Raw genomic sequence first — 21368 nt, 5'->3', positions numbered from 1 at the left:
TCCGATCGGGGCGCTTTAACTAGGGATATTGCCGCCCAACTCGTCTTCGATATGGACGCGGATGATCTCGTCGAAGCTCGTTTCGGCGGCAAAGCCAAGCTCCCTCGAGCGCCGCGCCTCGAAGCGCGTCGGCCAGCCCTTGACGATCGCCCAGATCGTCTCGTCGGGCTCCTCGCGGATCAGTTTCACCGCCTTGGCGCCGGCGACCCGTTCCAGCGCTTCGATCTGTTCGCCGACGCTGACGGCGACGCCCGGCATCGTCAGGTTGCGGCGTGGGCCGACGGCGGTACCGTCGATCTGAGCCGCATGGATCAGGAAATTCACCGCCGAACGCGGGCTGGCGTGTGTGTGTATGACCGAGCGCGGCACCGGCAGGATCGCTTCATGGCCGCTCAGCGGCTCGCGGATGATACCGGAGAAGAACCCTGAGGCCGCCTTGTTCGGCTTTCCCGGCCTGACGCAGATGGTCGGCAGCCTGATACCGATGCCGTCGAAGAAACCGCGGCGCGTATAGTCGGCAAGCAGCGCCTCGCCGATCAGCTTCTGCGTGCCGTAGGAGGTCAGCGGCGTCGGGTGGAACTCGTCCGGAATGATGTCGGGAAACGGTGCGCCGAACACGGCGATCGACGAGGTGAAGACGACGCGTGGCGTATAGGCGGCCAAGCGGATGGCATCGAACAGCGCCCTGGTGCCGTCGAGATTGACGCGATAGCCGAGATCGAAATTGGCCTCCGCCTCACCCGACACCACGCCGGCGAGATGGAAGATCACGTCGGGGCGCGGCGCGACCAGATTTGCGGTCGCTCCCGGTGCGGCAAGGTCGCCGGTGTGGAGGGTAATGCTGACACCTTCGAGCACCGGCGCTTGCGGCGGCACGATATCGTGAAGATCGAGCGCGGCGATCTTGCGGCCGCCGAGCGTCCCGTCCTTGGCCAACCTGGCGATGAGTTTGCGGCCGACCATGCCTGCCGCGCCGGTAATCAGAATGCGCATGTCACTTTCCCTTTTTGCGCTGGCTGCGGCTACGCAGCCAGAACACGACGAAGATTGCCACCATGAAGATCGCCGCGACGACACCGGCAAGCACCGTCGAGACCCTGCCGACCGCCAGCATCACTGTTGGAAGATAATAGGCTGCGATGCCGAACAGCAGCAAAACCCAAGCGGCGCCGATTGCCGCATTGCGGGTGTCGCGGTCCATCACGCGGCGCCAGGGTGGCGAGAGTTCATGTCGATCGTTGCCAATGCCCAGAACTCCCGAAGTCAGTGATAATGGCCGCGGTGCGGTGCCGCATCATGCGCGTGATCGTGCTCGTCATCATGCTCATGGCTGTCGGCACATCGGCCGAATTCCGGTTCGACCGTGGCATGGGCTATGCCATGTTCCGCCGCAAGCCGCTTCTTGATCGCGCTTACCGCCATATGCGCGTCGACGCCGTCATTGAGGCAGGCATGCAATGTCGCCATGTTGCTGGAGCCGTCGAGCGACCAGACATGCATGTGATGCACCTCGCGCACGCCCTTGATTGTCGCCTCGATGTCCCTGGCGATCAGGTCGCGGTCGAGGCTTGCCGGCACGCCTTCGAGCAGGACGTGGGCGGCTTCGCGCATCAGCGACCAGGCCGTGGACAGGATCAGCAGCGCGACAAGCACCGACAGGATCGGATCGATGGGCGTCCAGCCCGTCGCCAGGATCACCAGCGCCGCCACGATCGCCGCGGCCGAGCCGAGCAGGTCGCCGAGCACATGCAGGATGGCGCCGCGCATGTTCAGGCTGCCGCGGTCGCCGCCATGCAGCACGAAGAAAGAGCCGATATTGATCGCAAGGCCGGCGATGGCAACGACCAGCATCGGCCCGCCGAGCACGGGCTCAGGCGTCAGCAAACGCCCCCAGGCCTCGTAGACGATCCACAGCGCAATGGCGAAGATGGCGATGCCGTTGGTATAGGCGACCAGTGTCTTGACCCGGCCGAAACCATAGGTGAGGCGCACGGTTGCCGGCCGGCCCGCGAGATGGAAGGCATACCAGGCAAGGCCGAGCGCAATGCAATCGGCAAGCATGTGGCCGGCATCCGCCAGCAGCGCCAGCGATCCTGTCAAGAGACCGCCAAGCGTTTCGACGACCATGAAGCCGGCGGTCAGGCAGGCCGCGATCAGCACGCGCTTCTTGTCGGTCGAGCCGTGCACATGCCCGGCACCGTGACTGTGGTCGTGGCCCTGCGAAGCGTGGTCGTGGGTATGCGCCATCTATAGCCCCTGCTAGAGCCTGATCCATCCCGGCAGACTCGGGATGGAGGCTCTGTCTTCTTGTTTGACCATGATCTTATCCGAAAACCGGCGTCCACTTTTCGGGATCATAATCAGGCGCCGAACTCAGCGCGAAAATCCTCGAGCCGCCGCCTTTGCTGGCCATCGCTGTCGAAATTAGCCGGATCGAGCCACGCCTCATAGGCTCTGCGCAGATCTGGCCATTCCCTGTCGATGATCGAATACCACGCGGTATCGCGGTTTTCGCCCTTGACCACAAGATGCTGACGGAAAATGCCCTCGAACTTGAAGCCGAAACGTTCCGCCGCGCGCTTCGACGGCTCGTTGCGGTTGTTGCATTTCCATTCGTAGCGGCGGTAGCCAAGCTCGTCGAAGACGTACTTCATGAACAGGAACTGCGCTTCCGTCGCCGCCGGCTTTCGCGAGATCAGCGGACCCCAATATATGTTGCCGATCTCGATGACGCCGTAGGCGGCGTCGATGCGCATCAGCGTCTGGCGCCCGGCAACCTTGCCGCTGGCCTTGTCGATGACCGTGAAGAACAGCGGGTCCTCGCTGGCTTCTGCCTTGTCCAGCCACGGCTGGAAGGCGGCACGGCTCTCCGGCGGGTAGTCTGGCAGCCAGGCGAAGCGATCGCCGGCATCGGCCACCGACGAGGCCTCGAACAAACCGTCACCGTGTTTTTCGGCGTTAAGCGGCTCCAGCCTGACAGTTCGCCCCTCCAGCACCTTGCGTTCGGGCCGCGGGCGCGGTTGCCAATTCTTGAGATTTTCCGACACCGAAAACTCCAATCCGTTTGACTTTTGCGGGCGGACGCTCACAAAAACGCACGCTCGCTGAAAGAACCACACGGACAGGAAAAATGCTCCACACGATTTCGGCCTTCGACCGCCTCGGCGAGGAAAATGCGTTCGCAGTGCTGGCGCGTGCCACGGCACTTGCCCATCAGGGCCGCGACATTGTCAATCTCGGCATCGGCCAGCCCGACTTCAAGACGCCGCAGCACATCGTCGAGGCGGCGATCAAGGCGCTGCGCGACGGCCATCACGGCTATACGCCGGCCAACGGCCTGCTGGCGACGCGCGAAGCGGTGGTACGCCGCACGCTGGCCACCACCGGCGTCGAAGTCTCGCCGGAAGCGGTGATGATCCTGCCCGGCGGCAAGCCGACCATGTTCGCGGCGATCCTGATGTTCGGCGAGCCGGGCGCCGAAATTCTCTATCCTGATCCCGGCTTTCCGATCTACCGCTCGATGATCGAGTTCACCGGTGCTGCCCCCATCCCGGTGCCGATGCGCGAGGAGAACGGCTTTGCCTTTTCGGCCGCGGAGACACTGGCGCTGATCACGCCGAAGACCAGGCTGCTGATCCTCAACTCGCCCGCCAACCCGACCGGCGGCGTCACCCCCCGCGCCGAGATCGAGAAGCTGGTCAAGGGCCTGGAAGCGCACCCGGACGTCGCCATCCTCTCCGACGAGATCTACGACGTGATGACCTATGACGGCGAGACGCACTGTTCGCTGCTCGCCTTCCCCGAAATCCGTGATCGGCTGATCGTGCTCAACGGCTGGTCGAAGACCTGGGCGATGACCGGCTGGCGCATGGGCTGGTCGATCTGGCCGAACGGCGACAAGGGCGCGCATCTCTATGACAAGGTGCGCAAGCTGGCGGTCAATTGCTGGTCCTGCGTCAACGCGCCGAGCCAGTATGCCGGCATTGCCGCCATCGACGGCCCGCAGGACGATGTCGACAAGATGATGCGCGCCTTCGACCGCCGCAGGAAGGTCGTGGTCGAAGGGTTGAATGCCTTGCCCGGCGTTTCCTGCATTACGCCGAAAGGCGCCTTCTATGCCTTCCCCAATGTTTCCAAGACCGGCTGGAAGGCCAAGAAGCTCGCCTCGGCGCTGCTCGAGGATGCCGGCGTGGCGCTGATCGGCGGCCCCGATTTCGGCATTCTCGGCGAAGGCTATGTCAGGCTGTCCTACGCCAATTCCGAGGAGAACATCCTGCGCGCGCTGGAGCGGATCGAGGCGTTCCTGGCGAAGTGAGGACGACGAAAGGAGAAGCCAGATGTTCTATGCCATTCTTGCCTATCACGAGGAAGAAGCGATTACGGCACTGACGCCTGAGCAGGATGCGGCGCTGATGACCGATCTTCTCCAGATCAACGATCGGCTCTACCGGCAAGGCACCCTTGGGCCGGCGGCCCGGCTCGGCGCGACACAAGACGCCTGCACCTTGCGCGGGCCAGGCACCGGAATGGTTATCGACGGCCCCTTCGCCGAGACCAAGGAACAATTGCTGGGGCTCTATGTCGTCGACTGTGCCAACCGTGACGCCGCCATCGACATTGCGCGCGACCTTCGCCGCGTCAATCCGACCGCCGTCTACGAAATCCGCCCGATTTCGCTCTATCTTCCCGGCGTGCCGCTTCCGGTCACCCGGCCCTAGACGTAGACTCATAGCTACGTGGCCAGATGCGGATTGCGATGAGTTTTAGGGCGGCAAGAAAGTTCTCAGGCAGCTTGTCGTAGCGCGTCGCGATGCGACGGAACTGTTTGGCTTTGTTGAAGAAGCGCTCGATCAGGTTACGGGCTTTGTACAGGAAGGGCTGAAGCAGATCGGGGCCTTGCGATAGGCTTTGGGCGGGATATTGGCCCAAGTGTTCTGGTCGGTGATGGCAGTGCGCAATGCGTTGGCATCGTAGCCCTTGTCGGCGAGCAGCATCGCACCTTCAGGCAAATCTTTGATCAAGTCCGCTGCGGAGGTAGACATTTGGCTATGAAAGTGCCGTCCAGACCACACTCTCAAGATCGGGAGAGTAGCGGGCGATGATAGCCTCTTGATCATTTTCCTGCGTGAGAATTATCTGCTTCCCAGTAGCGTCACCGAGCAATCGCATAAAGCGGTCAAGCTTCTCAACCTCGGTTTTTCCGCTGACTTGTCTTGGATCAAAGTCGAACTCAATTTCGACAGCACTGAAGAAGTGACATGCAAGCTGGATTGGCCCGACGTAAAAAGACAGTAAGCTGCCTGTTTCGCTTTCCAGGGCCGCTTCGACGCCCAATGGCATCGACTCGATCTTGCCGGAGACACTGAAACTAGCAGGCGGGGTCCATTCGAGGAGGATGTCCCAGACGACCTGCCAATCTGCCTCAGACGTGTTCAGAACGTAGATGTCTCGCCAGGAGCCGTCCCAAGCGAAATCCGATGCTATCTGTTCCCAATTCATGCATGAACCATTCTCTATGACTGCAATTCTAGCATGACATACGCCGTGAGCGCTTTCCACAAATCCCAAGCCCGCTTCCACCCATTCCGGTCATTCCGCATTTATGAGTTACGGCCTAGTCTTGTGCATGTCGCCCAAAAGTGCGCAGCGGTTTTGGGACAACGACATTTATGCAACCTGGACCGGTTGCCTACCCTCGCCCGACAAATGGCATCTTCGTCGCCATCACGGTCATGAACAGCACGTTGGCGTCGAGCGGCAGGCTGGCCATATGGAGGACCGCATCGGCGACGCGCTCGACATCCATCACCGCTTCGGCGGCAATGGTGCCGTTGGCTTGCGGCACGCCGACCGTCATCGCCTGCGCCATGTCGGTCAGCGCGTTGCCGATGTCGATCTGGCCGCAAGCAATGTCGAAGGGCCTGCCGTCCAGCGCCAGCGTCTTGGTCAGCCCGGTGATGGCGTGCTTGGTCGCCGTATAGGGCACCGAGCCCGGCCGTGGCGCATAGGCCGATACCGAGCCGTTGTTGATGATGCGGCCGCCCATCGGCTGCTGCCTGCGCATGGCGCCGAACGCGGCGCGAGCACACAGGAACGAGCCGGTGAGATTGACCCCGACGATGTCGTTCCACACTTCGACCGGAATGTCGTCGATCAATGTCGATTTGTAGCTCGTGCCGGCATTGTTGAAGAGCAGGTCGACGCGCCCGAAAGCCGCCGCCACCGTCTCGAACAGATCGTCGACCTGATCGGCCTTGCTGATGTCGCAGGCGAAGGCCAATGCCTTGGCCTGCGTCCGCCCGGCCGCGGCGATCGCATCCTCCAGCACCGGCTTGCGGCGACCGCAGAAGACCGTATTCCAGCCGGCCTTGAGCAGCACTGTGGCGACGCTTTTGCCGATGCCCGTGCCGGCGCCGGTGACGATGGCGGTTTTATAGTCGGTCATGGCTGTACTCCCTGAAAGGGATGAGGCATCGCAAATGACGGGAACCATGGCAAGCCGGCCCAAAGCCTGTGCTCACAAAAAGGGCGGCCGTTGGCGACCGCCCCTGATCCGAACATGGGAGGAGGAAAGCCGATCCGACTGGCTGAAATCATGCGCTCACCGGATTAACGAGAAGCTAACGCCAACGGCGCCGAGCTCCGAGGCTTCCTCTTCGAGCTACCAGCGCGAGCCTGCGACCGGCTTGGCCGTGCTGCCCGCTGCCGGCACCTTCGCCGCCGTCACCGTCGCTTCGACATGGTCGACCAGCGCATCCGGCAGGCCGAGACGGCCGGCAAGCAGGTCGAGATAGCCGCGTTCGGCCCGCGTGTCCGGATCGATGGCAAGACGCGAGGCGGTGTAGAGTTCCAGCTTTTGCGCATCGGTCTTGGCCCCGGCGATCAGCGCATCCAGATCGAGCGGCGCCTCCAGTTCCGACATCAGGAATTTCTCCGCTTCGGCGCCGACGCCGGCGAGGCTGAGCTTGCCGGCGATCTTCTGCCGCTCTTCGTCATCGACGTGACCGTCGGCCTTCGCCGCCGAGATCATCGCCCTGACCAGCGTCAGCGTGAATTCGTCTTCGCCCTGCGGCGCTTGCGACGGATGGAAGGCGGTATCGGCCGGCGGCGGCAGCAATTCCGGTTCGCCTGCAGCTTGCGTCTCGGCCGGCGCGTTGCCGTTCTTGTAGTTCTGGTAGGCCTTGTAGGCGAGGCCGCCGATCGCAGCCAACCCACCAAGCTTCACCGCCGCACCGGTGACCTGACGGCCGGGGCCGGTTCCGAGCAGCACCGCAGCCAGCGCGCCGGCAGCAAGCGGATTGTCCTTGGCCATCTGCACCGCCTGCCCCGCCTTGTCGCGGACGGTCGATCCGGTGCCAGGAATTTGCGAGCCGAGCAGATCGTCGAGGAGTTTCTTGGGATCGAACATCTATGCCTCCAGAATTGGCCCGGCCGAAGGTGCGCGGGCAGGGTTTGCACGTCGAAGACCTAGGTCCCGCAGCTTGACATTACAATGACGCGGCGCGTCCTTTTGCCCGCTGCCACGCATGACCTCGCACCGACATCTGCTTGGATTTCACGCGGAAATTATATGCTTGAGAGGAGCCTGGCATGACCGATGAGACAGACCGCCAGCCGGCACGCGATCCCCAGGAGCTGGAGCGCCTGCTGATTTCGCGGCAATGGGTCGGAGACATTGACGGCATGGCCGCGCTTTTCGAGCCACATGCAGTCATCGACAGCGGTGGCGGACACCTGACGTTCGGCCGCGAAGCCATCCGGGCGCTGTTCGCGGAGATCACCGCAACCGGCCGAAAATTTCAGTCCGGAGATCAGCGCCCGGCTGTCGTCAATGGCGACCTGGCGCTGACCTCGACCCGGCTTCCCGACGGCACCATCACCACCGAGGTCGCGCGCCGGCAGAGCGACGGGACATGGCTGTGGGTCATCGATCGTTTCTCTATTGCTTGACGTGAAGTTGCTTAACGTGAAGCTAACTTCCGATGTGGCGGTCGCCGCGTGCTTGCGCCAGCTCGACCTGGTGCTGGCGCTCGGCGTAGCGGGCGCGATCTTCGTCCGAGCGGGCATCGAAGCAATGCGGGCATGAAACGCCGGTGGCATATTGCGGCGACAGCCGGTCTTCCGCGGCTAGCGGATGCCGGCAGGCGCGGCAGAGTTCGGCCTCGCCTTCGACCAGCCCGTGCGATACCGAAACGCGCTCGTCGAAGACGAAGCATTCGCCTTGCCAGAGGCTCTGTTCGGCGGGCACATCCTCGAGATATTTCAGAATGCCGCCTTTGAGGTGGAACACATCCTCCAAACCGAGCGACTTCACATAGGCCGTCGCCTTCTCGCAGCGTATGCCGCCGGTGCAGAACATGGCGACCTTGCGCCCGTCGAGCTCGTGCCGATGCTGCTCGACCCAGGCCGGGAATTCGCGGAAGCTGCTGGTGGCGGGATCGACAGCGCCCTTGAAGGTGCCGAGCGACACCTCGTAGGCGTTGCGCGTGTCGATGACGATGGTACCCGTATCCGAGATCAGTGCATTCCAGTCGGCCGGCGCAACATAGGTGCCTGCACCTGCCGCCGGATCGATATTGTCCACGCCCATGGTGACGATCTCGCGCTTCAACCGCACCTTCATGCGGTGGAACGGCATCGTTGCGGCGCTGCTGTATTTGATCTCGAGGCCGGCGAGACCGTCGATGGATTCGAGATGATCGATGAGCGCGGCGATTGCCGTTTCACTGCCGGCGACCGTGCCGTTGATGCCCTCACGCGCCAACAGCAGCGTGCCTTTGATGCCGCGCGCACAGCAGAAGGCGGCGAGCGGCGCGCGCAGCGCCTCGAAGGTGTCGAGCCGGGCGAAGCGGTAAAGCGCGGCAACGCGGAAGGCTTGGCTGGACAGTGTCATCACCAAGCCACTAAACGCTCACGACAGCCGGATCAAGGCAGAGCCGGGAGCGGTCAGATCGCGGAAGGTTTCGAACACCACGCGTGACATCGCGACACGCCGCGTTTCGTGGACAGAAAAACCGCCTTCTGCTAACCGGTCGACTTGATCAACAGAGGAGAGACGACGAATGCCCAGCACGACCGAAAAGCTCCTGTCGCTCCTCAACGGCCAGCCGGTCATACCGGTGCTGAAGATCGCCAATCCCGCCGACGCGGTGCCGCTGGCCCGGGCGCTGGCCCGCGGCGGCCTGCCGGCGATCGAGATCACGCTGCGCACCGCCGACGCGCTGGAGGCGATCCGCCGGGTGGCGGGCGAGGTTGAAGACGCCGTCGTCGGCGCCGGCACCATCCTGGACGCCCGCCAGTTCGGCGAGGCGGCGGCCGCCGGTTCGAAGTTCATCGTCAGCCCCGGCATCACCCGCGAGCTTCTCGCGGCAGCCAAGGACAGCGACGTGCCGTTGCTGCCCGGCGCCATCACGCCGGGAGAGGTCATGGCCGCCCGCGAAGCCGGCCTGCGCTTTCTGAAATTCTTCCCGGCCGAACAGTCGGGCGGCATCGCTTCGCTCAAGGCTTTCGCCTCGCCGCTTGCCGACGTGAAATTCTGCCCGACCGGCGGTATCACCGGCAAGAATGCCGCGGACTACCTCAGCCTGCCCAACGTCATCTGCGTCGGCGGTTCCTGGGTGGCGCCGGACGATCTGGTCAAGGCCGGCAAATGGGACGAGATCGAAGCCTTGGCGCGCGCGGCAAGCAAGCTCGGGCGCTAGCATCTTCTGCATCAAAAGCCGCCGCCGATCTGGTTCGCCGGGCTGGTTCCCGCTCATGGGCTCGAACCACGATTCACGCCTTCAAAGGGCGCTGTCCTACCATTAGACGAAGCGGGAGAATGCCGACCAGTGGTTAGCATCCCTGGATGAAGGAAGCCAGTGCCGGCGGTGGAGGCCGCGCGAGGTGCCCAGCGCGGCCTACTCGGTCTTGAAGCGGGCAACCGACATGAACTTGACGGCTTTGCCGGTGAACCGGTTTGCGTCGGCCATCTCGTTGCCCGGCTGGAAGCCTATCGTATAGACCTCGCTCGGTGCCGTACGGACGAAGTCGTAGGCGTAGCGCGGCGCCGTTGTCGCATCTGAAACAGTTGCGACATACTCACCGCTGTGCAGCGCCCACCGGGCGGCCTGCGGCGCGGCGGCGACCACCACCGGCTTGGGGCCGGGCTTCAGGTCGCGGGCGGTGGCCCTGGGTTCCTTGCGTGTGGTCTTCACGCCTGCACCGATGACGGCGGCCGGATCGGAGCCGGCCGGGCGGGCAACGATGGCCTCGCGCGGCGATGCCCCGTCGCTCGATGCCCCGTCGTCGCTCGCCGGTTCCTCGAACACCGATGCTTGCTCGGAAAGCGACGCGACCTTGTATTCGTCGGTCGCGCTGACCCTTTCCAGAACGGCCTTGACCTCGTCGGGCTGGGAACTGTCGGGCCGCGCCGACGGCAACACCGAGAATGCGTCGGTGGCGGTGTTGCTCCGCTCGGCCGCACTCGCCAGCGCCAGCAACACTTGCTTGTCCTGCGGCGCAAGACTAGCAGGCGAAAGATCGGCCGGCAGCGAATGATCGGGCCGCCAGCTCGGCACGGGAACGTTGTTTGCCGCGACCTGCACCGGGCCGGCCGCAGCAGACGGGTCTGCTATGCCGAACGGAACATTTGCCGGCGCCACGCTTGCCGGCGCTTGCGCGGTCGCCACCGCCTGTTCAGTCGATCCAGCCGCATCCGCCACGCCGAACGGAACGTTCTCAGGCGGCTGGGCGCCGACGTCCGTCTTCGGGCGCGGAGCAAAATCCGGCAGCGGAATGCTGCGCGCCGGCAATGCCGCGATGATCGTCTCCGGCGTGTCATCCTCCGGTTCAGGCGCAGGCGCCGGAGCATCGGCGACTTCCGGAATCTCGGCGCGCTTGGCATCCTGAGGCGCGACGATGGCAATGCCAGGCAGGTTGCTGCTCTTGGCGGACGGCGCCGGCTTCACGTTACGGGGCTTTGGCGCCGGCTCGGCCATCGCCACGTCGGCGCTGTCGTCCGCCTCGTCGTCGCCACCGCCGAACAAGGCTGCCAGGAACCCGCGGGATTTTTTGCCGCCGCCGCTTGCGCTGGCCAGTTCGATGGCCGGTGCGCCGGCGCCCTTGCGGGCCTTGTAGGAGGCGAGCGCCTGTTGATAACCAGGCAGCGGCTTGCCGTCGCTCGGCACATGCAGCGTCTTGCCGTTGGGGAACACGCGCGCCAGTTCCTGGCGGCTGATGCCGGGCCAGTGGCGCACATTGCCGACATCCATATGCACGAAGGGCGAGCCGGAGCTGGGGTAGTAGCCGACGCCGCCGCCCTGCATCCTGAGGCCGACGTCGCGCAGCTTCTTCAGCGGCACGCCGGGAATATAGAAATCCATCGCCCTGCCGAGCATGTGCTGGCTTTTTTCGGCGACGCCCCTGCTGCGGCTGCGCAGCATCGAATTCGTGGCCGGCGAACGATAGCCGCAGACGACCTGTATGTAGTCGGTGGCGCCGCTCTCCCGATAGGCCTCCCAGACCAGGTCCAGCAGGCGCGGATCCATCTTAGTCGGCTCGTTGCGACGCCAGTCGCGCAGGATGATGTTGATCTTTCGCAAGCCCGCCTGGTCGTAGCGGCCGTTGCGCTTGTAGACGATCTCCGCCTTTTCATGCGTGTGGAGATGATAGAGCTTCAGCGAACGTGTCTCGGCGCTGGCGCCGGTTGCCGCCGCTGCAAGGAACCCGACGGCAACAATCACCGCTGCCAGCCATCTCGGCCAGACGCTCATGTGATAATGCCGCCCGTTTTCGTGTCGTTCGATTCTGTTCAAATCAAAAGGCCTTGCAGGCTGCCGTTTTGTCCCCGGATTTGACCAAACGGATGCGTGGTGTGTGCATCCGAATATCGATCCTAATGGTTAATCATCGCTTATTGAAGCCGAAATGCGGTAACACGGTGGCGATATCCCGCCAAAAATATTGCGCAGGATATCTTGGTAAACCGCTGGTTTAGATCATGTTTTGGCGCCAGCTCGAAACACGATCTGTTACCGTCCGCCTTAATACGTGAACACTGTGGCGAACACATCATTTCGAGGCGCAGTTGCGTGGAATGATGTCCGGATGAGAACCGGCTTGGCCCTGTGACTCAGGAAGCGAGCCGTTCGACGCGGCCGGTTTCCGGGTCGATGCCGTATTCCTTGAGCTTGCGGTAGAGCGTCGACCGGCCGATGCCGAGGCGGCGGGCGACTTCGCTCATCTGGCCGTTATAGTGATCGATGGCGAGCTTGATCATTTCGAGTTCGACGTCGGCCAGCGCACGCACATTGCCGCGCTCGTCGAGCGCCCGCAGCGTGCCGAAACGAGGCTTGGCTGGTGCATCGGCGTCGGCGGCTGCGATGCCGCCAGCGGCCGATATGTTGTCGCGCGGCTGGCTGCCCGAACCCACTCCGGAAGCTGGCCACCCTGGAGTTGGCCCCCCTGAAGCTGGCCACCCTGGAGCTGGCAAGGCGATACCCGAATCGAGATTGACCGTGCCCTCGACTTGCGCCCGGATCTGCGGGAATTCTTCTTCGGTCAGCATGTCGCCGTCGGCGAGCACCGAGGCCCGGAAGACGGCGTTTTCGAGCTGCCTTATGTTGCCCGGCCAGTCATAGGCCTGCAGCATGGCAAGCGCCGCAGCCGAGATGCCTCGCAGGCGGTGGCGCGGATCGGCGGGCGCCACCTTCTCCATGAAGTGCTCGACCAGATAGGGGATGTCGTCGCGACGGTCGCGCAATGGCGGCACGAAGATCGGATAGACGTTCAGCCGGTAGAACAGGTCCTCGCGGAACTTGCCGTCCTTGACCTGCTGCAGCAGGTTGCGATGGGTTGCCGAGATCAGCCTGATGTCGACCCTGACGGCCGAGCGCCCGCCAACCGGATCGACCTCGCCGTCCTGTACGGCGCGCAACAGCTTGACCTGCACGTCGAGCGGCAGGTCGCCGATTTCGTCAAGGAACAGCGTGCCGGTGTGCGCTTCGACGAACTTGCCGGTATGTTTTTCGGTGGCGCCGGTGAACGAGCCCTTCTCGTGCCCGAACAGGATCGATTCGACCAGATTGTCTGGGATGGCGCCGCAATTGACGGTGACGAAGGGTTTCGAGCGGCGGTCGCCGCTGCCCTGGACGGCGCGCGCCACCAGTTCCTTGCCGACGCCGGATTCACCTTCGATCAGGATCGGAATGTTGGACGCCGCCGCCTTGCGGCCGAGCCGGATCACCCGATCCATCGCCGGACTGTGGGTGATCATGTCCTTGAACGTCAGATGGCCGCCGCGCTGCCGTGACGAGCGCTTCACTTCGCCTTCGAGCGCTTCGACCTTGAGGGCGTTGCCGATCGACGCCTGCAGCCTGTCGGGAGAGGCCGGCTTGACGACGAAATCGAAGGCGCCGTGACGCATTGCCGAAACGACGGTTTCGATGCCGCCCTGCGCGGTCTGCACGATGACGGGAATGTGGATGCCGCGCTCGCGCATCGCCTTCAGCACGCCGATGCCATCGAGGCCCGGCATCATCAGGTCGAGGATGATCACCGACACCTCGCGCGCATTGGGTCCGTCGACGAGATCGAGACCGGCCTCGCCGCCATCGGCGACGATCGCGGTGTGGCCGAATTTCGTCACCGCCGCCTCGAGCAGCCTGCGCTGCACGGGATCGTCATCGACTATGAGTATGGAAGCTGCCATGACTGATCCGACCGTGCCCGCCCGAGAATGCGCCCTATGGATCATCTTGGCACAGGGTTCTAAATAAGCTTTCAAAAAACCCGGTGAATGAATTCCTTAGGATTTGACCGGCTTCTCGTTTCCTCGAATTTTTGTGTCTGGAAGGATCGGCAATGCGCATGGTTTTTGCTCGAAAGCTGGCGGCGGCGCCCGGTCAGGGCGTGGCGGAGCTTGGCGACCTGCCGGAATGGAATCTAGCCGATCTCTATTCGGGCATGGAGGCGCCCGAGTTGAAGCGCGACATCGCCAAGGCCGCCGCCGATGCCATCGCCTTCGAGAGCCGTTGGAAAGGCACGCTCGCCGCCGAGGCCGGGCGTGGCGGCGCCGGCAGGCTTGGCGAGGCGCTTCAGGTCTATGAAGTGCTGGAGGAGCTGATCGGCCGCATCGTCTCCTATGCCGGGCTTGTCTATGCCGGCAACACGTCGGATCCGCAGCGCGCCAAGCTCTATGGCGACATCCAGGAAAAGATGACCGATGCCAGCGCGCACCTGCTGTTTTTCGCGCTCGAGCTGAATCTCATCGACGATGGTGCGATCGAAACCGCACTCGCCGCCGATCCGGCCTTCGCCCATTACCGGCCCTGGGTGCTCGATCTGCGCAAGGATAAGCCCTATCAGCTCGAAGACCGCATAGAGCAGCTCTTCCATGAAAAATCGATCACCGGGCGCGGGGCCTGGAACCGCCTGTTCGACGAGACGATGACCGATTTGCGTTTCGACGTCGACGGCGAGGAGCTGACGCTTGAGCCGGCGCTCAATCGCCTGCAGGACGCCGACGGCGAGGTGCGCCGCCGGGCGTCCGAGGCGCTGGCCACGACCTTCCGCAAGAATCTGCGCGTCTTTACACTGGTCACCAACACGCTGGCCAAGGACAAGGAGATCTCCGACCGCTGGCGCGGCTTCGAGGACATTGCCGATTCCCGCCATCTCGCCAACCGCGTCGAACGCAGCGTGGTGGATGCGCTCGCCGCCGCGGTTCGCGACGCCTATCCACGCCTGTCGCATCGCTATTACGCGATGAAGGCGCGCTGGCTCGGCATGGAGGTGATGAACCACTGGGACCGCAATGCGCCATTGCCCGAGACCCCACAGGCGGTCATCGGCTGGGACGAGGCCAAGAACACCGTGCTTTCCGCCTACCAGCGCTTTTCGCCCGACATGGCGGAGATCGCCAGAACTTTCTTCGACCGCAACTGGATCGATGCACCGGTGAGACCCGGCAAGTCGCCTGGCGCCTTCGCCCATCCGACCGTGCCTTCGGCGCATCCCTATGTGCTGCTCAACTACATGGGCAAGCCGCGCGATGTGATGACGCTGGCGCACGAACTCGGCCACGGCGTGCACCAGGTGCTGGCCGGCGGCCAGGGCGCCCTGATGGCATCGACGCCGCTGACGCTGGCCGAAACCGCATCGGTGTTTGGCGAAATGCTGACCTTCCGCTCGCTGCTCGAGCAGACCACCGACAAGCGCGAACGCAAGGCCATGCTCGCCCAGAAGGTCGAGGACATGATCAACACGGTCGTGCGCCAGATCGCCTTCTACGAGTTCGAGCGTAAGGTGCATGCCGAGCGCAGGAGCGGCGAACTGACCTCCGACAAGCTCGGCCAGTTCTGGTTGGAAGTGCAGGCGGAAAGCCTCGGGCCGGCGATCAAGCTGCGCGAAGGGTACGAGGTTTTCTGGACCTATATCCCGCACTTCATCCACTCGCCTTTCTACGTCTATGCCTACGCATTCGGCGATTGCCTGGTGAACTCGCTCTACGCGGTCTACCAGAACGCCGAGCGCGGCTTTCAGGAGAAATATTTTGCCATGCTGCGCGCCGGCGGCACCAAGCATCATTCCGAGCTTCTAGCGCCGTTCGGCCTCGACGCGGCCGACCCTGCCTTCTGGCAGATCGGGCTTGGCGTGATCAGCGGACTGATCGACGAGCTGGAAACACTGGACAAGTGATGCGCAACACTGGGCGATGCGCAACACCGGATGACCGGGTTTTCCAGAACAGTTTAGCAGCAACGCATATTGGCGATGGTCTATTCTTGTCTTGGTTATTTGTTCTTAAATAACTTTCCATGGAAGTTTTCCGTTAGATTCCCGTAAGCTGTATGATAGCGTCCGCCCTCAAGCTCAGCCGGGCACGAATGGATCCGGTCGGAAAATCCCGACCGGCCATGGCGTGTCGGCGGATGCGACAACGGTTGTTGGCCAGGGGCAAACCGGTCGCCGACAGCTCGATCGAAGCCGGCTGTTCTGCAAATTGCGGAACCACCATCGAATGGTCCTTCGCCGAGGTCATGGCTTTAGGCCAGGGCGAACGGATCGGACTGGAGAGAGAAAGACAATGGGCACTTTTTTCTACATGCTCCTGGCGTTCCTGGTAGGTGTGTTGGTTGGCTGGTTCATTTGGGGACGCCTGCGTGGCGAACTCGACAGTTTGCGCGGCGATCTAGACCGCACGCGCAGCGAACGCGACAGATTGCGGGCCGATAGCGACCGTCTGACCGGTGAGTTGGATGCATGCGGCCGCGCCCGCGCCGATCTCGAACGCCGGCTGGGCGAGGCGAAAACCACCCAGGCGCCAACCGCGAAGGCGGCAACAGCTAAGGCGCCAGCCGCCAAGGCCGGTGCGACCAAGGCGGCGATGCAGGCGCCGTCAACCCTGATTTCGACATCCGCACCAGCCAAACCGGCGCCGAAGAAATCTGCAACGGCGAAGGCCGCGACCGCGCCACGCGCAAGTGCCGCGAAAACGGCAACGCCGAAACCGCCTGCATCGAAAGCGAGCGCCGCGCCGACGGCAAGCAAGGCTGCGCCGGCGGCAAGCAAGGCCGCGCCGGCGGCAAAGAAAGCCGCGACCGGCAAGGCAACAGCTATTGCCCCAGGCAAAGCCAACGACCTGCGTCGCCTGATCGGCATCGGCCCCACCAACGAGCGGCTGCTCAAAGGGCTTGGGGTCACGACCTATGCCCAGATCGCCGCCTGGACACCCGACGATGTCAAGCGGATCGAGGCGACGTTGAATTTCGACGGCCGCATCGAACGTGAACGCTGGATCGAGCAGGCGAAACTGCTTGCCGCCGGCGACGAAAAGGAATTTGCGCGCCGCTTCCCGACCGCGGGAGAAGCCAGCAACACCTGATCCATCGCAAGGCGGCATCGGGAACAAGGCGGCGCTCTCGGGCGCCGCTTTTGTTTTTGCCCGCCGCGCCTTTGCGTCTTGAGACGCCGTTCCCTCGATTGCGCACGGTCGAGCCCCCATATAGATCGATCGCTGGTGACCGCAGCATCCGAGCCTTATGTCCCTGCCCCTGCCCTTTGCAATTTTCAGGAACGACGAGACCGCGCGGCAGCTCGTTTTCGACCGGCCGGCCGAGATAATCGCAGCGCATGGCGAGGCGGATTTTTTACCGGCGCTGGAAGCCGCGCAGGCTGCACATGACGGCGGCAAATGGCTGGCCGGTTATTTCTCCTACGAGGCCGGTTACCTGCTCGAACCCAAGCTCGTTCCGCTGCTGCCGGCCGGCCGCCGCGCCCCGCTTTTTTGCCTCGGCGTGTTCGATGCGCCGGTCGAGCAGACGGTCGCGCCAGGCGATCCGCCGGCCAGCAACGGCCCAATCTTCGACGCCAAGGCAGCCTGGTCTTCGGACGACTACGCCAAACGCTTTGCCAGGCTGCATGACCACATCCGCAAGGGCGACTGCTACCAGGGCAATCTGACCTTTCCGGTCCATGCGCAGTGGTCGGGCGACCCGCTGGTCGCCTTCAACGCGCTGACCGAACGCCAGCCGGTGAAGTATGGGGCGCTGGTCGCGCTCGGCGATCCGATCGTCTTGTCGCGTTCGCCCGAACTGTTCTTCGAGGTGGACGCGGAAGGCATGATCGAGACGCATCCGATGAAGGGCACCGCGCCGCGCGGCGCAACAAAAGCCGAGGACGATCGCCTGAAAGCGTTCTTGCGCAACGACGAGAAGAACCAGGCCGAGAACCGGATGATCGTCGATCTCCTGCGCAACGACATCTCACTGATCAGCGAGGTTGGCACGCTCGATGTGCCGGAGCTTTTCCGCATCGAGAGCTACCCGACCGTCCACCAGATGGTGAGCCGCGTGCGGGCGAAACTCTTGCCCGGCCTCGCCATCCATCAGATTTTCGCCGCGCTGTTCCCCTGCGGCTCGATTACCGGCGCACCGAAGATCCGCGCCATGGAGATCCTGCGCGAGCTGGAAAGTGGCCCGCGCGATGTCTATTGCGGCGCCATAGGCTGGATCGCGCCCGGGGGCCGGATGCGCTTTTCGGTGGCGATCCGCACCATCTCGCTCTTTGCCAATGGCGAGGCGGTCTACAATGTCGGCGGTGGCGTCGTCTTCGATTCGACAGCCGAAGAGGAGTACCAGGAGTGTCTGCTGAAAGCCCGTTTCGCGACAGGAACACTGCCGATTTCGAACTGATCGAAACAATGCGCTGGGAACCCGGCTCGGGTTTCCTCCGTTTCGACCGCCATCTCGCGCGGCTTTACGGCTCGGCAAGCGAACTCGGTTTCGCCTGCGATCCGACAAGGGTCGGCGAAGCGCTGATGAATGCGGTCGGCCACCAACAGATCGCGTTGCGCACCCGCCTCGTCCTGTCGCGCAAGGGCGAAATGGCGGTGTCGGTGCAGCCCTACGAGCCGCTCGCCGCAGACAAGGTCTGGACCCTGCAGCTGGCGCGCGTGCGGCTTGATTCGAGCGATATGCTGCTGCGCCACAAGACCAGCCGCCGACAAACCTGTACGCGCGCGCGCGCCGAATATCTCGCCGGGCGCGCCGACGAGGTGCTGCTCGCCAATGAGCGCGGCGAAATCTGCGAGGGCACGATCACTAATGTCTTTGCCGATTTCGGCGACGGCGTGCTGGCCACGCCGCGGCTCGATTGTGGCCTGCTGCCTGGCGTCCTGCGCGGCGAACTGCTGGATCAAGGCCGCGCCGGTGAAGCGGTCTACACGTGGAACGAACTGAAATCGGCCAAGGCGCTGTTCGTCGGCAACTCGCTGCGCGGATTGATCCCGGCGCGGCTGGGCTGAAGCATCTGGAGACAACAATGTTCGTGGTTTCGCTGAACTACAAGGTGCCGCTGACCGAGATCGACCGCCTGCAGCAAGCGCATGTCGAGTGGCTGAAGGCCTGCTATGCGCAAGGTATCTTTGTCGCCTCCGGGCCAAAGCGGCCAAGGACCGGCGGCATCATCATCGCGCGTGGTCCACGCGAAGTGCTCGAAGCCAGACTGGCGGACGATCCCTTCGCCAAGGCAGGTGCCGCCGATTACGAAATCACCGAATTCACGGCGAGAATGGCCGCCGCCGCACTGGAAGCCTACAAAGAGGCATGAGCTTCCGCCCGCCGACCCACACACCCTATGACGGCTCGTCGAAACTGTTCACCATCGGGCTGAAGCCGCTCAATCTCGATAGCTGGATCGAGGTCGACGAATATCTGCTGCCCTATCTTGCCGAGAAACGCCGGCTTTATGCGGAAATTCCCGGCAAGGTTTTTGTCGAGGAGCAAACAACGCGCGACGCTCAGCGCGAAGTGCTCGATCTGCTCGGTGCGCATCTGGCGGCGAACTTTCCTGAGACCCACAGGCGTACCGACAATGCGATCGAGGTGATCGGCGGCATCGACAATCTCGAGGGCTCAGGCACCTCAGCTTCTTTCAGCGATGCGCCGCTTGTCGCGGCCTCGTTGCTCGTCCAGGAGGATTTGATCCTGATGCGTCGCGACGAGAGCGGCTGGCGTCTGGCGGCCGGCTCGCTCTGCTTCCCGTCGTCATGGTCGCTGATCGAAAAATTCGGCAAGCCGCTGCAGCAGATCCACGCGCCGGTACCGGGTTTCGGCCCGGGCACACGCCCGGCCGATCTCATCAACCGCATGTTCGACGGCCTCCAGGGCCAAGCCGTCGAGCGCTACAACTGGTCGATCCAGGCGGGCGACGCGCTCTACCATCCGCTCTCCAACCTCGAACGCATCGACCGCGCCAGCAGTCGCCCGTCGAGATTCCCGGATGGCGACATCGACGCCCATGCCTTTATCCGCGTCGAGCGGCAGACGCTGAGAAAGCTCCCCGTTTCGGGCGACGTACTCTTCACCATCCGCATCCATCTCGACCCGCTCGCCGTGCTGGAACGCCACCCCGACCGCGCGGCGCTCGCGGCGTCCTTGGCCGAACAACTTCTGGCGCTGGACGAGGCACAACTCGACTACAAGGGGATGACCGCCGACCGTGACCGGCTGGTGGGAACACTGAAAATGATCGCTGGGGGGAACAATGATCCAGCATCTTAGCAGGCCGGTCACGTTAATGGCCGCGATCCTGGTACTGTCGACAGCAGCCGAGGCGGAGCCGGTGACTTATGCCGGCAAGCTTGGAAAGGCCGATATCGTCGTCGAATTCACCGGCGACCCCGTGGCGCCCGGCGGCCCGCTGGCCGGCCGCTATTTCTACCGCTCGAAGGGCGTTGACATCCCGCTGCAGGCCCGGTCTCAAAGGGGCAGCAAGTTCGAACTGGCCGAGGAGGAGGCATGCGGCACCGACAATTGCGATGACGGAAAGGCCGCGCCGATTGCCGCCGTGTGGCGCCTGGCCTCATCCAGTAACGGCAAGACCCTTGAAGGCAGCTGGAACGGAAAGAAGGCGCTGCCGCTCAGATTGGAACGGGTCGCAAGTCGGCAAGTGACCGGGAACGAGCCCAGCACCCCGCTCGATCTCTACGATTTCAGCTTCATGAAGTTCTTCGCCAATGACACGCCGCTCACTATGGAAACGTCCCCTTATGACTATCTGCGGATGGACACTCAGCTCGATAACGGCAAGACGACTGGTTGGCCGGACGCAACCTACCGCTATGTCGTCGACCCCCGCACCAGGTTTGCCACGCCGCGCATTGTCGAACTGTCCGGCGACGTTCCGATCGAGGCCGCGAATGCTCTGCTGCAAGAGAGGCACTGGCGCGCAAACATCGGCGCACTGGGCTGCGTGGCGGCGCAATATGCCGGTTTCAACGAAGGCGGGCCAATTGACGGTATGAACGGCGGCACGCTCGGCGGCTATGAGGACAGCACATTCGAAGTGACGTCGCTGACTCCGCGGCTGATGAGCTGGCGGGAGTCCGGCAGCATCTTCTGCGGCGGAGCGCATCCGACCAACTATTCGGACGCCTACATCATGGATGTGCGGCGCGGCGTCCTGCTTGGCCTTCAGGACATTTTCTCGGATACGGTGGATGGCAAGCCCGGTCCTTCCCTGGCCTCCTTCGTCAAGCAGCGGCGCAAGAAACCGATCGATCAGACCGATATCGATCACGAAGCCGAATGCGGCATTGACGATCTCATCGGCGAATATCTAGCGGTCAGCCTCTGGCGTGAGGGCGACAAGCAGGTTCTGGTTTTCGGGCTCCAGACCCTGCCGCATGCCATCCAGGCCTGCGCCGACGATCTGCTGGAACTGCCGGTCTCCGAGGCACGTGACCTCTTCAAGCCTGCATTCGCAAGACTAGTCGAGCCGTAGCCGGGATGGCGCGGCGTGAGGCCGGCCGTCCGCTTTTCGCTTTATTGTGACAATGATCTATGGTTTGTCGCGCCGCGGCCAAGCCGCTGTTCCGAAGCGTTTTT

22 protein-coding genes, 1 tRNA gene and 1 pseudogene are annotated in these 21368 nt (G+C 63.4%); 11 read left to right on the top strand and 13 right to left on the bottom strand.

Annotation, left to right across the window (positions count from 1 at the left end; all coding sequences use genetic code 11):
• Positions 1-15 precede the first annotated feature (15 nt).
• The 4 genes from denD to NKH99_RS04090 all read right to left on the bottom strand — a co-directional run bounded on the left by denD (position 16) and on the right by NKH99_RS04090 (position 3047).
• The gene (gene denD / locus NKH99_RS04105; protein ID WP_352682541.1) at positions 16-993 is read right to left on the bottom strand and encodes a D-erythronate dehydrogenase; all 978 of its coding nucleotides are present in this window, start codon (positions 991-993) and stop codon (positions 16-18) included.
• Position 994: 1 nt separating this feature from the next.
• The gene (locus NKH99_RS04100; protein WP_352539338.1) at positions 995-1201 is read right to left on the bottom strand and encodes a hypothetical protein; all 207 of its coding nucleotides are present in this window, start codon (positions 1199-1201) and stop codon (positions 995-997) included.
• A 62-nt stretch (positions 1202-1263) separates the two neighbouring features.
• Entirely contained in the window at positions 1264-2247 is a 984-nt protein-coding gene (locus NKH99_RS04095; RefSeq protein WP_353012772.1) for a cation diffusion facilitator family transporter, read from the bottom strand.
• 113 nt (positions 2248-2360) lie between these two features.
• On the bottom strand, positions 2361-3047 hold the full coding sequence (locus NKH99_RS04090; RefSeq protein WP_352469551.1) for a GNAT family N-acetyltransferase: 687 nt from the start codon (positions 3045-3047) through the stop codon (positions 2361-2363).
• An 83-nt stretch (positions 3048-3130) separates the two neighbouring features.
• Between NKH99_RS04090 and NKH99_RS04085 the strand changes: the two genes are divergently transcribed.
• Positions 3131-4315 (top strand): pyridoxal phosphate-dependent aminotransferase, encoded by a 1185-nt coding sequence (locus tag NKH99_RS04085; protein ID WP_352568120.1) that lies wholly within the window; start codon positions 3131-3133, stop codon positions 4313-4315.
• A gap of 22 nt (positions 4316-4337) precedes the next feature.
• Entirely contained in the window at positions 4338-4718 is a 381-nt protein-coding gene (locus NKH99_RS04080) for a YciI family protein (protein WP_254816974.1), read from the top strand.
• Here the strand turns inward: NKH99_RS04080 and NKH99_RS04075 are convergent.
• The 4 genes and pseudogenes from NKH99_RS04075 to NKH99_RS04060 form a co-directional block, all read right to left on the bottom strand.
• Positions 4705-5036: pseudogene (locus tag NKH99_RS04075) on the bottom strand (transposase); the annotation flags it as partial. The gene NKH99_RS04080 and the pseudogene NKH99_RS04075 overlap by 14 nt on opposite strands.
• 10 nt (positions 5037-5046) lie before the next feature.
• Positions 5047-5499 (bottom strand): hypothetical protein, encoded by a 453-nt coding sequence (locus NKH99_RS04070; protein WP_352448203.1) that lies wholly within the window; start codon positions 5497-5499, stop codon positions 5047-5049.
• A 190-nt stretch (positions 5500-5689) separates the two neighbouring features.
• Complete coding sequence (locus NKH99_RS04065) at positions 5690-6445, bottom strand: SDR family oxidoreductase (protein ID WP_353012768.1); 756 nt, start codon at positions 6443-6445, stop codon at positions 5690-5692.
• Between the two features lie 216 nt (positions 6446-6661).
• Positions 6662-7408, bottom strand: coding sequence for a tellurite resistance TerB family protein (locus NKH99_RS04060; RefSeq protein WP_353012765.1), 747 nt, complete (start codon positions 7406-7408; stop codon positions 6662-6664).
• A 182-nt stretch (positions 7409-7590) separates the two neighbouring features.
• Between NKH99_RS04060 and NKH99_RS04055 the strand changes: the two genes are divergently transcribed.
• Entirely contained in the window at positions 7591-7950 is a 360-nt protein-coding gene (locus NKH99_RS04055; RefSeq protein ID WP_352469545.1) for a YybH family protein, read from the top strand.
• Positions 7951-7972: 22 nt separating this feature from the next.
• Here the strand turns inward: NKH99_RS04055 and trhO are convergent, their stop codons facing one another.
• Together trhO and NKH99_RS04045 are read right to left on the bottom strand one after the other, a co-directional pair.
• Complete coding sequence (gene trhO / locus NKH99_RS04050; protein WP_353012762.1) at positions 7973-8893, bottom strand: oxygen-dependent tRNA uridine(34) hydroxylase TrhO; 921 nt, start codon at positions 8891-8893, stop codon at positions 7973-7975.
• An 18-nt stretch (positions 8894-8911) separates the two neighbouring features.
• Positions 8912-9073, bottom strand: coding sequence for a hypothetical protein (locus NKH99_RS04045; protein WP_352448208.1), 162 nt, complete (start codon positions 9071-9073; stop codon positions 8912-8914).
• On the opposite strand from NKH99_RS04045, the gene NKH99_RS04040 reads away from it, so the two are divergent.
• A complete protein-coding gene (locus NKH99_RS04040; protein ID WP_352469543.1) occupies positions 9063-9701 on the top strand; it encodes a 2-dehydro-3-deoxy-phosphogluconate aldolase in 639 nt (212 codons plus the stop codon). The genes NKH99_RS04045 and NKH99_RS04040 overlap by 11 nt on opposite strands.
• Before the next feature lie 43 nt (positions 9702-9744).
• Here the strand turns inward: NKH99_RS04040 and NKH99_RS04035 are convergent.
• From NKH99_RS04035 to NKH99_RS04025, 3 genes are all read right to left on the bottom strand, one after another.
• Positions 9745-9818 (bottom strand) — tRNA-Gln (locus NKH99_RS04035).
• An 81-nt stretch (positions 9819-9899) separates the two neighbouring features.
• The gene (gene mepK / locus NKH99_RS04030) at positions 9900-11753 is read right to left on the bottom strand and encodes a peptidoglycan L,D-endopeptidase MepK (RefSeq protein WP_353012757.1); all 1854 of its coding nucleotides are present in this window, start codon (positions 11751-11753) and stop codon (positions 9900-9902) included.
• 359 nt (positions 11754-12112) lie between these two features.
• Entirely contained in the window at positions 12113-13690 is a 1578-nt protein-coding gene (locus NKH99_RS04025; protein ID WP_353012754.1) for a sigma-54-dependent transcriptional regulator, read from the bottom strand.
• Positions 13691-13842: 152 nt separating this feature from the next.
• Here NKH99_RS04025 and NKH99_RS04020 point away from each other — a divergent pair, with 152 nt between their 5' ends.
• The 7 genes from NKH99_RS04020 to NKH99_RS03990 all read left to right on the top strand — a co-directional run bounded on the left by NKH99_RS04020 (position 13843) and on the right by NKH99_RS03990 (position 21264).
• A complete protein-coding gene (locus tag NKH99_RS04020) occupies positions 13843-15678 on the top strand; it encodes a M3 family oligoendopeptidase (protein WP_352682529.1) in 1836 nt (611 codons plus the stop codon).
• Positions 15679-16066: 388 nt separating this feature from the next.
• Positions 16067-16864 (top strand): helix-hairpin-helix domain-containing protein, encoded by a 798-nt coding sequence (locus NKH99_RS04015; RefSeq protein WP_353012751.1) that lies wholly within the window; start codon positions 16067-16069, stop codon positions 16862-16864.
• A gap of 157 nt (positions 16865-17021) precedes the next feature.
• Complete coding sequence (locus tag NKH99_RS04010) at positions 17022-18173, top strand: aminodeoxychorismate synthase component I (protein WP_352539351.1); 1152 nt, start codon at positions 17022-17024, stop codon at positions 18171-18173.
• Positions 18122-18784 (top strand): aminotransferase class IV family protein, encoded by a 663-nt coding sequence (locus tag NKH99_RS04005; RefSeq protein WP_353012748.1) that lies wholly within the window; start codon positions 18122-18124, stop codon positions 18782-18784. Before NKH99_RS04010 ends, NKH99_RS04005 begins: the two co-directional genes overlap by 52 nt.
• Positions 18785-18801: 17 nt before the next feature.
• Positions 18802-19089, top strand: a complete 288-nt coding sequence (locus tag NKH99_RS04000) for a YciI family protein (protein WP_352469536.1) — start codon at positions 18802-18804, stop codon at positions 19087-19089.
• A complete protein-coding gene (locus NKH99_RS03995) occupies positions 19086-20042 on the top strand; it encodes a heme-dependent oxidative N-demethylase family protein (RefSeq protein WP_352469535.1) in 957 nt (318 codons plus the stop codon). The genes NKH99_RS04000 and NKH99_RS03995 overlap by 4 nt, the downstream gene beginning before the upstream one ends.
• A complete protein-coding gene (locus NKH99_RS03990; protein ID WP_352832451.1) occupies positions 20026-21264 on the top strand; it encodes a hypothetical protein in 1239 nt (412 codons plus the stop codon). Before NKH99_RS03995 ends, NKH99_RS03990 begins: the two co-directional genes overlap by 17 nt.
• The last annotated feature ends 104 nt before the right edge of the window (positions 21265-21368 follow it).

The sequence above is a fragment of the Mesorhizobium sp. M0854 genome, from assembly GCF_040319815.1.
Lineage (GTDB): Bacteria > Pseudomonadota > Alphaproteobacteria > Rhizobiales > Rhizobiaceae > Mesorhizobium.
The sequence above is the reverse complement of the archived record's forward strand: the minus strand, read 5'-3'. Positions and strand labels throughout refer to the sequence as shown.